Annotated in this window: 11 protein-coding genes; 2 read left to right on the forward strand and 9 right to left on the reverse strand. The window is 37.3% G+C overall.

The window, feature by feature from the left end; translation table 11 throughout:
- From DSM106972_RS06625 to DSM106972_RS06635, 3 genes are all read right to left on the reverse strand, one after another.
- Nucleotides 1-972: hypothetical protein (locus DSM106972_RS06625; RefSeq protein ID WP_201800693.1), on the reverse strand; the 972-nt coding region annotated here is incomplete at its 3' end.
- Nucleotides 973-1,002: 30 nt separating this feature from the next.
- On the reverse strand, nt 1,003-1,518 hold the full coding sequence (locus DSM106972_RS06630) for a phage tail protein (RefSeq protein WP_127079979.1): 516 nt from the start codon (nt 1,516-1,518) through the stop codon (nt 1,003-1,005).
- The gene (locus DSM106972_RS06635; RefSeq protein WP_233787718.1) at nt 1,518-1,808 is read right to left on the reverse strand and encodes a hypothetical protein; all 291 of its coding nucleotides are present in this window, start codon (nt 1,806-1,808) and stop codon (nt 1,518-1,520) included. Before DSM106972_RS06635 ends, DSM106972_RS06630 begins: the two co-directional genes overlap by 1 nt.
- Before the next feature lie 383 nt (nt 1,809-2,191).
- Between DSM106972_RS06635 and DSM106972_RS06640 the strand changes: the two genes are divergently transcribed.
- The gene (locus tag DSM106972_RS06640) at nt 2,192-3,238 is read left to right on the forward strand and encodes an SGNH/GDSL hydrolase family protein (RefSeq protein WP_127079980.1); all 1,047 of its coding nucleotides are present in this window, start codon (nt 2,192-2,194) and stop codon (nt 3,236-3,238) included.
- A 94-nt stretch (nt 3,239-3,332) separates the two neighbouring features.
- On the opposite strand, the gene DSM106972_RS06645 is transcribed toward DSM106972_RS06640, so the two are convergent.
- The 6 genes from DSM106972_RS06645 to DSM106972_RS06670 form a co-directional block, all read right to left on the reverse strand.
- Entirely contained in the window at nt 3,333-4,838 is a 1,506-nt protein-coding gene (locus tag DSM106972_RS06645; protein ID WP_170213558.1) for a hypothetical protein, read from the reverse strand.
- A gap of 36 nt (nt 4,839-4,874) precedes the next feature.
- Complete coding sequence (locus tag DSM106972_RS06650) at nt 4,875-5,495, reverse strand: IS607 family transposase (RefSeq protein WP_127079981.1); 621 nt, start codon at nt 5,493-5,495, stop codon at nt 4,875-4,877.
- A 103-nt stretch (nt 5,496-5,598) separates the two neighbouring features.
- Nucleotides 5,599-6,228: an FHA domain-containing protein gene (locus DSM106972_RS06655; RefSeq protein WP_127079982.1), complete on the reverse strand. Its 630-nt coding sequence runs from the start codon at nt 6,226-6,228 to the stop codon at nt 5,599-5,601.
- Nucleotides 6,200-8,296 carry a substrate-binding domain-containing protein gene (locus DSM106972_RS06660; protein ID WP_233787719.1) on the reverse strand — a complete coding sequence of 699 codons (2,097 nt, stop codon included), beginning with the start codon at nt 8,294-8,296 and terminating at the stop codon, nt 6,200-6,202. The genes DSM106972_RS06655 and DSM106972_RS06660 overlap by 29 nt, the downstream gene beginning before the upstream one ends.
- A 79-nt stretch (nt 8,297-8,375) precedes the next feature.
- Complete coding sequence (locus tag DSM106972_RS06665) at nt 8,376-9,050, reverse strand: response regulator (protein ID WP_127079984.1); 675 nt, start codon at nt 9,048-9,050, stop codon at nt 8,376-8,378.
- Nucleotides 9,051-9,079: 29 nt separating this feature from the next.
- Nucleotides 9,080-10,207, reverse strand: a complete 1,128-nt coding sequence (locus DSM106972_RS06670) for a sensor histidine kinase (protein ID WP_127079985.1) — start codon at nt 10,205-10,207, stop codon at nt 9,080-9,082.
- 418 nt (nt 10,208-10,625) lie between these two features.
- Here DSM106972_RS06670 and DSM106972_RS06675 point away from each other — a divergent pair, with 418 nt between their 5' ends.
- Nucleotides 10,626-11,498 (forward strand): Pvc16 family protein, encoded by an 873-nt coding sequence (locus DSM106972_RS06675; RefSeq protein WP_127079986.1) that lies wholly within the window; start codon nt 10,626-10,628, stop codon nt 11,496-11,498.
- Nucleotides 11,499-11,531: the final 33 nt, after the last annotated feature.

The raw sequence follows: 11,531 nt of genomic DNA on the forward strand, positions 1-11,531 counted from the left end.
GTTTGAAGCTTGCTGTAATGGTACTGTTTGTGAAGTTTGAAGTGGTACTGGTTGCTCAGAAGTTGGTAGGGTTGTTTCTACATTTGGTATAGTCGGGTTATTATTCTGATTTGATGCTTGTTGTAATGGTTTAACTTCTGAAGTTTGTGGTAATACAGGTTGACCTAAAATAGGCGCCGTTGTTTCTATATTTTGTATAGTCGGGTTATTATTCTGATTTGATGCTTGTTGTAATGCGTCAGCTTCAGAAGTTTTAGGTGATACTGTTTGTTCAAAAACAGGTGCCGTTGTTTCTAAATTCGTCGTTGTTAGGTTAGGTGTTTGGTTTAAAGCTTGTTGTAATGGTACAACTTCTGGAGCTTGATGTGGTACTGGTTGCTCAGATGTTTGTACGGTTGTTTCTAAATTTGCTGTTGTTGGGTTAATTGTTTGGTGGGATGCTTGCTGTAATGGTACAATTTCTGAAGCCTTCGTACTTGTCTTGGAAGATTTGTTTGTTTTTTTCTGTTGAGGTTTGGAATTTGATGTCGGTTTAGATTTTGGTTTTTTCTGAGATTTTTTGTTTGCTTTTTCACCTGTAGGTGTATTTAAATTACCTAAGTTATTTGAATTTAATGTCTCTGTTTGTGGATTGTTATTAACAATGCTTTGATTGTGAGTTGATAATACATCATCACTAGAAGTACTTGTGTTTTGCTCTTGATAATTCTCTAGTTCTGGAAAGTCAATACTTCCATCACTATCATTCCAAGAATTGAAATTTACTAAAGAATCAATGTTGAAAAATTTATTGTTTTGACGACGCGGTAAAAATTTGGATGTGGTTAGCGGTGTATGACTAGCAAGAGAATAAGCGGAATTGCTGAGGCGATAATTAGATTCTTGCCTCAATGTTAATTTATCGGGTTGAACTAAAGATTTTCCTAATCCAAGTCCATTTACTTTACTCCCTAATTGTTGAATGTTTTCCATATATAACTTTAATCCTATTTAATCCTTGATTTATTTGGAAGCAAAGAACCCTGACTTCGCTCTTGTTGACTGATTGCCACCACCTTTTTCTTTGCCGAATTGTAGACCTTCATAAGCTAAAGTTAATTCCTCTATTGCGGCAGCCGAACCATCTGCTTGCAGTGCAGGCGCCTTCCAAGCAATAGGAATAGCACCTATAAGTGTCCAACTCATCATTGTTTCACCAGCTTGGTTAAATACTAAAATATTCACGTTGCGTCGAGATGTTATTAGATTTTCGTCAAAAACTTCACTTATCCAGTTCCAAAAACCTGGATGGTCGGTAACACCTCGCTTTAATGTCACATCATTAAATTCTACGTGTCCTAAATACACCCTCTGTTGGTCATTAACACCTCCTTCTGGGATGACCTTTTTGTGAATTTGGGCGCCTAGTCCTGAACATTCTGTAAAAGATGCAGCGATAGTACTTTCTATCTCAATATAAAACCGATTAGTTGTAACATAATTCAATTCATGAGTAACGTTGCTGTTATTACCTGCCATTAGAACCACCTTTTTTGACCGTAGTTACTTACTCTCTCTCGTTGATTACGAATATCTTCTAGTAATAGTTCATACACTCGCTGGGTGAGTTTAGCAAGTTTAAGCGAGTCTTTGAGACATTGTTCTGCCTCGGAAGAAACTTTACTAGGATTAGATACCGCTGGAATATCGGCATATCCCGCTGTACCACCAACGTCCCCAAGGGGTGTATAAAAAATTTCTCTTTTCTCTAAGTCCATAATTGCTAACTGTGTACATTTAGCACCATCGCTGTTGTAATCAAAGTCCAACGTATGCTATTAAATCTAGGCTAAAGGCACAGCTTCAGAATCAAAAGTAGCCAAAGGTCTAACTTATATATATGTTGGATGGCACGCTTTATCATTACAATTACAAAAGGCGCCGATGCTATGAGATTGTGTGTTGGGTATCGAGGTGCCTTCACCCAACCTACAGTTCTTAGGTAAAAGTTTAAACATAAACAATTGAGTTCATAAATTCTTTACAATATTCTTGTAGATGCAACACTTTTCTAAAAATTTTAGCTAAACACACGATATTATAGTGGTCATAGTTTAAGATTATTCGTGTATTTAAGTAATATTACATACATATGTTCTAATTAGTGAACATATACAGCAACAGTAGATAAATAACCAATTGATACATCGATATGAAAAAAGTATTACTAGCTGCTGGATGCATTATCTTCTCTGTAATGTCGTCATCGAAGGCAATGGCTGCGGATTTTAATTTTAGTCAGTTTTTTGTTTTTGGTGATAGTCTCTCTGATACGGGTAATACATTTACTGCGACAAAAGGTACAATACCTGTACCTACAAGTTCTTTAGGACAGCCTGCTTATTTTCAGGGACGTTTTTCTAATGGTCCAATATGGGTTGATTATTTTGGTCAACAAATTGGTAAAACACCTACACCTGCCCTTCCTCTCCAATTAAATCCTAGCCTTGGGAGCCAAGGTGGTGTAAATTTTGCTTTGGGTGGCGCCCAATCAGGTATAAGTGCTACGTTCCCTGGTTTTCAAGGTGATATACCAGGTGTAGTAGGGCAAGTTGGTTTATTTAGTTCACAACCAAATGTACCTGTTGATTCAAATGCTATATACTCTATTTTTGGTGGTTCAAATGATTACATTGCAGGTAATACAAATGTTAGTCAAGTAGTTACAAATTTAGCAAGCTCGATTGATTTACTTGCTCAAAAAAATGCTAAGAATTTCTTAGTGTTTAACTTACCAGATTTAGGCGACACTCCTTTTGCAAGGGTTCGAGGTGCGACTGGAGTATTAAACGGTTTAGCACAAGAGCATAACAAGGAACTAGCATCAGCTTTGGATAATCTTCGCACTGCGAGACCCGATTTAAATATCTATTCTGTTGATATTAATACACTGTTTAAAACAGTGCGCGCAAATCCTAGCTCATTTGGTTTTGAAAATGTTGTAGATGCTTGTGTAACTGGGAATTTTTTATCAGTAACAAATGTCTGTAGTAACCCGAATGATTTTGTGTTCTTTGATGATGTGCATCCTTCGGAGCGCGCCCACAGTTTAATTGCTAGCGCTGCACTAGCATCAATTAAGAGTGGTAATAAATCAGTACCTGAACCTTCGGTGGTTGTTGGTGTGCTAACGCTTGCCTCTTTAGGCGCTGTACGAGTGCTAAAACGCAAGAATAAAAAGTTGGTACTTCTTAAATAATTCTATCCTAACCGCTTCTAAAAATCTAGGAAAATCTAGTTTCCTCTATCCAAGTCCACGGTATAACTTACTTTGAATAAGAATGGAAACGCTACTAAGTAGACTTGGATGCTGCCCGACGTTCAGTTTTTACACGTACTTGCTCGACAATATCCTTAACCACCATTCTCCAGTTAGGGACGCTGAAATAATCGTGCCGTGACTTGATTATGGCAGCGTTCAAAGTGATTTTATTCAATTTCGACCAACCGCTCCATACGTGTTTTCTTGGATTCACTTCAAGATAAGCGGACACGGATGCGGGTAATCTCTCAGACAGATTCATTCCTCTTCTTGCTATGACTAAAGCAGCTGCAACATCGCTACTTAGACCATACATTTTGGAATATTTTACTAATCCAATAATTGACGTGTAGGCAGAATTCTTTTTATATAAACTAATTCCTCTGTTTGAAAGTATTGATTCAAGGAATTGATACAATTTACTGTAAGCAAAATTTGATAACATTCGTGCATATTTTCTACCTTTCTCCCGTAATAATTCTTTTTTCTTGCTAAAATCTAATTCCTCACAAATAACTGGACAAGCATATTTAGTTGCCAGTGTTGCTAGTTCAAGACTTGCGTTAACTAACTGTTGGGAATTAAAATTTTTACCGAGACCGGATTGTAATGGAATAGTACCAAATTCTTTTAAATTGCCACAGTTATCTACATAAGCCCAACCTATAGACCCAGGATTTATGTCTATACCAATAGCGCCGTATTGAATTGCTCTACTAACCTTGGGCACAGGTTTTGGCGTGAATTGTACTGCTACAATCCAACGATTATTTTTTCTATAAAAGTGCCAAGTTTTAGCTCCGCATAAAGGCAACCTATTAATATTTCTATCAAAGTTTCCTATCTCAGTTTCAACGTATTTACCATAAGACGCTTCTAAACAATATGGGACACGGAATGAAAGTTTTAAACCATCATATTGACAAGTTTGATTACCAAAGCTTTCATCACTTGAACCAACTATAAAAACTTCACTGCTTGCAACCTTTACTCTAAGACGTGCCGTTTTTAGGTGAGCTATTTTCTGATCAAGTTGGTAGACATAACGTTTTTTGTTATGAATTTGGAATTTGAGACTGTGCCAATTAGAACAACCTGTGTTTAAATCGCAGCATAAAGGAAACTTGCATCCAGTTTTGGATTGGAGCCAGTTTTTCTTCGCATAAAATTTCTGACTGTCTAACAGTCTTTTTTCAGCATTTTTAATCCATGTCAATGCTGATTTTAACTTTCCTTCTAGCTGTTTTATATGGTTTTTGCGGCATTCTGAAGCTGAACAAACTTTGCTTAATGCGAGTGTTATTACTCCATTAACTTGTCTTTTACTTAGATTAAACTCTTTTTGTAGTTGCGTATTTAATTGACTTTTTATTTTTTCAAAGTTGTTCGATGACAAGATAATATCAACAGCCTTGATAGTTGCTTGTCTGAAAAGTAATGAGAAATCCGTCAAGAACATTTCAAACTTAGTAAAACCAAGATTGTTCATTTCTTTTGACGGTGTTGGCAATCCTTTCACATAAGTGATGGTAGACATTTAACGACCCAGAATCACGCCCGATAAATATCTACATTAATCTAGACTATTCTGGCTGTCAAGAGCTTTGACAATATTTTTCAAGATTTCTTGATTTTTTCGAGAACGACTACCGTAAAGACGTGCGGAGAAAACTGTTATAATTTCCAAAACGTCTTTGGCTAAGTCTTCCTCAAACGAAGCATCTTCTTTCTTATTGAGGATAATAACTTCCACCCCGAAATGCTCGCAAAGTCCAAAAATCAATTCGGAACCAAATCTTAACAACCTATCTTTGTTAGTAATAATCAACCGATCAACTTCTTCAATTAGAATTAAATCGATTAACTTCTTCAGTCCCTTTTTCTTATAATTAAGTCCACTACCTAAGTCTTGAATAAGGATATAGTTGTAATTTTGATGTTCACAGTATGCAGACAGAACCAATGCTTGTCTCTCTAAATCAGCTTTTTGGTCATGACTAGACACTCTTGCATAAGCTACTGTCTTTTTATCTGTATTGTTGTTTGCACCCAAAAGGTCAGAAAGTTTGTACCTGCGATGCCCACCTTCTGTCCTTACAGGTATTAATATCTCTTTTTCTTCCCAAAGTCTCAACGTATCAACACTTACACCTTTTATTTGGGCTGCTTCTCCTATCGATACATATCTTTCCATGTCTTCAGCTATAATCTCGTAATTTACTTACTAATTATCGGAATACCTAGGTATTTCAGCAACAGTTGTCAACCCCTGCCCTTGCCAAGGATAGGGGTATAAATTATCCAACAGATACAGTAAAAGTAACTAAGTTATCTTGACCGAGTTGTAAAGTATCACCGTTGAGTATGCGGTAAGATACACCAGCATTAAGAAGATTTCCGTTTAAATAAATTCCATTTGTACTTGTATCAACAAGCATATAAGCGTTTTGCGACCAGTCCCAAAATATACGAGCATGGCGCCGAGAAACAATACCTTCTTGAGGAATGCCTGTTAAGTCAATTTCTGGTGGAGTTGGCATACTTTGAGTACGGCGTCCGAGCGAACCGACTTCACCCGATAGGTAAAATTCTCTGCCGGTGGAGTGGATAAGTTTGAAAACTGGCAGTCTGGAAGAAGGTACGGAGGGGGCAGGTGGAGGTGGTGAAGTATATCCACGCTCCTGATATTGTGTTGAATAATTTGGATTTGAATTTGGATTTGGATTTGAATAATTAGGAGAAGGAGGAGGTTGATAGTTCGGTTGTTCTTGTATTGGTGGTGTCGGTTGAGCAGGTGGTGGGTTACTCCCTTGAGGAGGAATTACATTACCTAAAGGAGTTGAACACCAAGGACATACCTTGGCATTATTTGGCAAGGCACGATTAAAATACTCGCAGCTAGGGTTTGGACACCGATTCGCAGGCATAATTTATATCATTAGGCATAGGTTGTAAGGGAACAAGACCTACCTTATTTAGTAAACACTGACCTTGGCGGGTTTTCAGCATATTAGCAAAAATTAACCCCGTTGGCTGAACATCACTCTTTTTAGGATACACTACATACACTGCATACCCCAAAGGATATTTTACTATACCATCTGATTCAAATGTTTCGACATCAAAGTAATTGGCTTTATCACATAAGTCATCTGTTGGGTTAATTGCACGCCTTGTAACGCGACGAAATAGTGGTTGAATCATTTGGTCATTTTTATCGACTATTGCTAGAGGATAACCCGAACACTGATCCCAGGTTTTGCTAAGAATACCGAAACTGATGATACCAGTAGTTTTTTTGTTTTCAATTGCTGTACGTATCCTGATTTGCGTAGTACCTGTGTTCTCACGAAATTGAGCAAACTTCTGCTCAAATAAACTTATATATTGCTCATTGTTTGCTAGAACTAGCTTTTTGAATTGCTGTACTGCCTCTGGTTCGGTTGGAACAAAAGGTTCAATCTTAAGACTAGAAAGATTTGGGTTAACTTGGCGCCAGTCTGTATATTCGCCTGTATATATCTTACGCAGTTGTTCAAGAGAAATTTTTCCACCCAAAGCGGCAGGGAGATTAGAGTTGTTTTTACTAAACGCGACAAATACTAGCAAACCATCATAAGCAACTTTCTTGTTGTTTAAATTTATCATTTTCTCTTCTAATGAAGTCATAGCAAAGTCTTTTGATTGCTTTTCTACTTCACCTAACACTATTTTTAAAGGTTGACTAGCTGTAGCAATATTCTCGGATACAACTCCTTGATACTCAAATGTCGTGAAAGCATTTTGTATGGGCTTGGTTAATATATCGTTTAATCTGCTCTCGTTCTCAGGCGCCTGTGTCAAAATAAAAGTCCAAGTGCCATTTTGTTCTCCAGTGTATGTAAATTTACCAGGAGGTACGTTATTTACGTTGGAGAAATTCGGCACAAGTGCTTGCCAATCTGCAAATTTATCGTCATCCATTTTTTTTAGGTGCCAAAAATAATACCAGGCGCCACCAATCAATAAAAAGGCTAGTATCAAGAGCCAAAACCAAGGGTTTAAAAAAAACTTCGGGAAGCGTTTGTGTTCTTCAAGGTCAGACGATGGTAGTATACCGCTTTGATCAGGTTTAGGAAGTTTTAGCAGTTCAGTACGCGCGATTTCTGCACTTTTATAACTCGTGTCAAGAGAAAGCAAACGATACAGGTACTTCTTTAAATGAATATCAGTATCAGGCCATGCTTGATCCTCTTTAGGGTCAACAGATTGTGTTTTGCCGACCCACAACTGAAATGCTACTAACCCTAAAGCTTCTAAATCTTGTGCCATTGTTGTAACTGCGGGTTGAGCAATGCTAGGAGGAACAAACAGGTTTTCCCAGATGGCTATATCACAAAGGTATGTCACAAATCTCTGTTTATTTTCTACTTTTATTAATACGCTATCTAAATTAATGTTGCCATGCTCCAAACCTCGCTGGATTTGATTCGAGGGAAAACGTAGTTTTTGTGAGTGCATAAATACTAAAGTTTGTAGCACCTCATCTAAAAACTCGCGGACTTGCTCTGGCTCCATTGCACCATATTGCTTTAAGTACTGACGTAAAGTTTGGGATGGTTGTATATCTTTAGTAATTAAATAGCAGCGTTCTCCCTGTTCGGGTGCAATAGCTTCCCAAGTTTGAATCAAGCGAAAATTTTGAACTCGACCATCTGCTAATTCTACTCCTCCTATGCGTTTAAAAGTTTCTTTACGTTTGAAAGTTTCATCTAGGTTAAAACTACGACTCGGTAGTAAGTATTCTTTAATTAGTACTGGCTGTTGGTCTCTTATCTGTACACCCGAATATAAACGTCCAAACCCCCGCACACCCAAGTACTTTGTTACCCGATAACTACCTCTGTATCCTTTAATTTCTACTTCATCTGGTAAATTTGTTGGAAAACCACACTCAAAACAGAACTTAGCTCCCTTGACTTCCTTAATGGTTTCTAATGGTTTATCGCAATTCAAGGGTGAATTGTAAGAACACGGATACTCTTTGTAAAATGATTCTATAGAAAGCATATACAAGTGAAAAATAAATAAAATACTAAGCTTGGACTAATCCTAATCTGATTGCAGTTACAATTGCCTGAGTTCTGCTACTAACTTTCAATTTCTCGAAAATACTTGTAAGATGAGCTTTGACTGTAGCGACGGTTACATACAGATTTTTGGCAATTTCGTCATTCGAGGCGCCTTGAGTTAACAATTGTAAGACTTCTTGTTCTCTTTCAGTTAAGTGCAATTGATGAGATGCCTTAGAGACAGCACTAGCATTTTGCTGAAAACAACGAAAAAATCCACTTGCTGCTTCTGGTGGCAAATATATTTCTGACCGAAGTACTGTGTTTATTGCATCACAAAGCTGATTTGCCACACGGTTTTTAAAAACATAACCAGAGGCGCCTTTTTGCATAGCTTGAAAAACCCAATCATCTTCTTGGTGAGCAGATAATACCAAGATTTTACCAGCGTAAGAAATATCTTTCAATCGTTCTATTGCGGTAATTCCATCGCTATTTACCAATTCTAAATCGAGCAAAATTATATCTGGATTTTTCTGAATTGCTAATTTTACAACTTGCTCGACACAATTAGCTTCACCAACAATGTTTACAGCAAATGAAGCACTAGTACTATAAAAAGTTAGAAGAGTTCGCAGTCCTTCACGAAAGCGTTCTTCGTCGTCTACAAGCACAATAGATATTAGTTTATTGTTCATAATCTTTTCCATTTTAGTCTGCTCGTCCCTTAATTCTTTTTAGTAGGTAAAATTATAGAAAACTGTGTACCTCCTCCTGATACACTGTGTGCCCAAATATTTCCATAATGGTCTAATACTATTTTCTTGGCTATAGTTAAACCTAACCCTGTACCTCCTGGGCGCCGTGAGTAAAAAGGGGTGAACATTTTTTGCATGTCTTCTTGTGATACTCCTGGTCCTTCGTCTAAAATCTTGATTAATATTTCTTCATGAAATACTTGCCAGCTAAAAGTAATAACGCCATTTTCATAGCTAAAGTGAATTGCATTGCCAAGCAAGTTATCAAACACTTGCTTCATCTGCAATCTATCTAACGGTAATGTAGCAGATGTTTGAGGTACATGAACTTTTAATTTTTTGTCATTAATTAATGGCTGAAAAGATTTTATACTTTCGTCTACTAGGCTTCTTAAGTCTTGAGAAGTTATCTTTAGTATAGTTCCTTGACCGCAGGAGATGATGTCCGTTAAATTTGCGTCTAAATCTTCTACGCTCTCACAAATTACTTTTGCTTGTTCAATATACGAGCTATCTTGCAGTCCTATAAGTAAATTTTGTGCATAAAGTTTTATCAATGCTATATAGTTCCGCAGTTGATGACCAACTTTATGAAGGACATGCTCTAGTAACTGAATTTGATATTTATGCTGTAATTTTTCTGAGTAAACATCAATATATTTACCTAGAATTTTTGCAGCATTCCTTACATAATTTTGAAGTTGTAAAGAAAGAGGTTTATGAGTAACTATTTGGATGTATTCTGGTTTTTGATTTTTATAGCCGATAGGACAAACATAAGTAAATGACTCAGTAGGATGTGCGAGTTTAAACTCCGAAACATCCCACACGTGAGGAAAATCTGTTAACCAAGTTTCTGACCTGATATATGCTATATCTTTTTGAGAAAAACTAGGTTGATTATCTGCGTAACAAATTACCTCTTCATGTGATTTTGATACTGAATCGTAGTAGACAATACGGGCAAAGCAAATTGTTCCCTGAGAAACTAGTTGCTCTGCTTGCAGTTCTACAAAGCTTCTGACACTTTCTACATTTGGCGCTTTCTTTAAATGAAAGTCATTTTTTGGTGTCTCGAGAGAGAAGCTGATGGTCATAGCTTTACTCACCTTCACAACTAAATTTTCCCTTTACTCTTATTTAGTGGGGGTTTAAATAGGGTTATGCAATATGAAGCTGTTTTGTTAAGTTTTCTTAATATATCTTTATATTGCGTACAAATCGGGCTTCCTTATGAAAAATTAATTTTTTATTTGTAAAGTTTATTGTATGTAGCTCGGTCTGTTGAAGGTTTAGGAATTATAAAAATGCTTCAGTTTCCTAAAGATATATCAATGTAGTAATAAATTTGGGGTAACGGGCAAGGATTAGAATTCCACAAAGCTGTTGTATAAAGCTGTTGTATAAAGCGAAATCAAATCTCGACAAAAGTCTAATTACCACAAAGGTTTGCTTCTTATAACCTAGATGTATACGAAAAACATTCTTTTGTGCGTGTAGAAATCATGCGAACACATGCTTATTTTTATTCTTCAAACCCTAGCTTCTATTCTTGCTGGAGGTACATCAGTTAATAATACGGAACAAATTGAGTTTAGTCATCCGAGTAAGCGTAAAGAAGAAGGTGGTGGCGCCATTCTCAATTTGTATATATATGATGTTCGTGAGAGTAAGCAGATCCAACATTCGGGAAGGCAAGTTGAGCGCAAGCTAACACAAGCTTTGCAACCTGCTACTGTAAACTGGTCTCCATCCTGGTTTGATGTCTCTATGGTGCTAACGGCTTGGGATAGGACAGCTTTAGGTGAACATTACCTGCTGTCGCAAGCTTTGGCGTTACTACTGCGTCACCGGGCACTGAAGGAAGAGTTTTTGGTACCGGAGTTGCGCGGTTTTGGAAGTTTGAATATGACGGTTTGCGTGGAGCCGCAAATTGAGGCTGGGTCTTTATGGAGTGCGCTAACTATACCTTTACGTCCAGCTTTGTATTTGATGGTGACAGTGCCAGTAGAGCCGCAAGTGTCTCCAGTCTCTCTAGTTTGGGAACGAATTTTTCGACTTAAGAATAGTTTTGATACTGAAAATCTAGGTGAAAATGGAAATGGAAATGGAAATGGAAATATTGAAACTATCACCAAGCGGGTAGTAGTCGCAGGAGTTGTCAGAAGTGCTGTTACCAATCTGCCAATGCAGCAAATAGAAGTTAAGGTGATAGGAACACAAAAGTCGTCTACTACCAATAAAGAAGGGTTATTTTATTTTGAAGAACTTCGTAATGGTAACTACGTGTTAGAAATTACGAGTTCAAGATATTTACCCTGTCAAGTGAATGCATTGGTAGATGGTGTGGGCTGTACCTTCAAGGAAATCTCGTTAACTCCTGTATAGTGCTGAGTGCTGAGTGCTGAGTGTTGAGTGCTG

Origin of the sequence: Dulcicalothrix desertica PCC 7102 (genome assembly GCF_003991905.1) — a bacterium.
GTDB lineage: Bacteria > Cyanobacteriota > Cyanobacteriia > Cyanobacteriales > Nostocaceae > Dulcicalothrix > Dulcicalothrix desertica.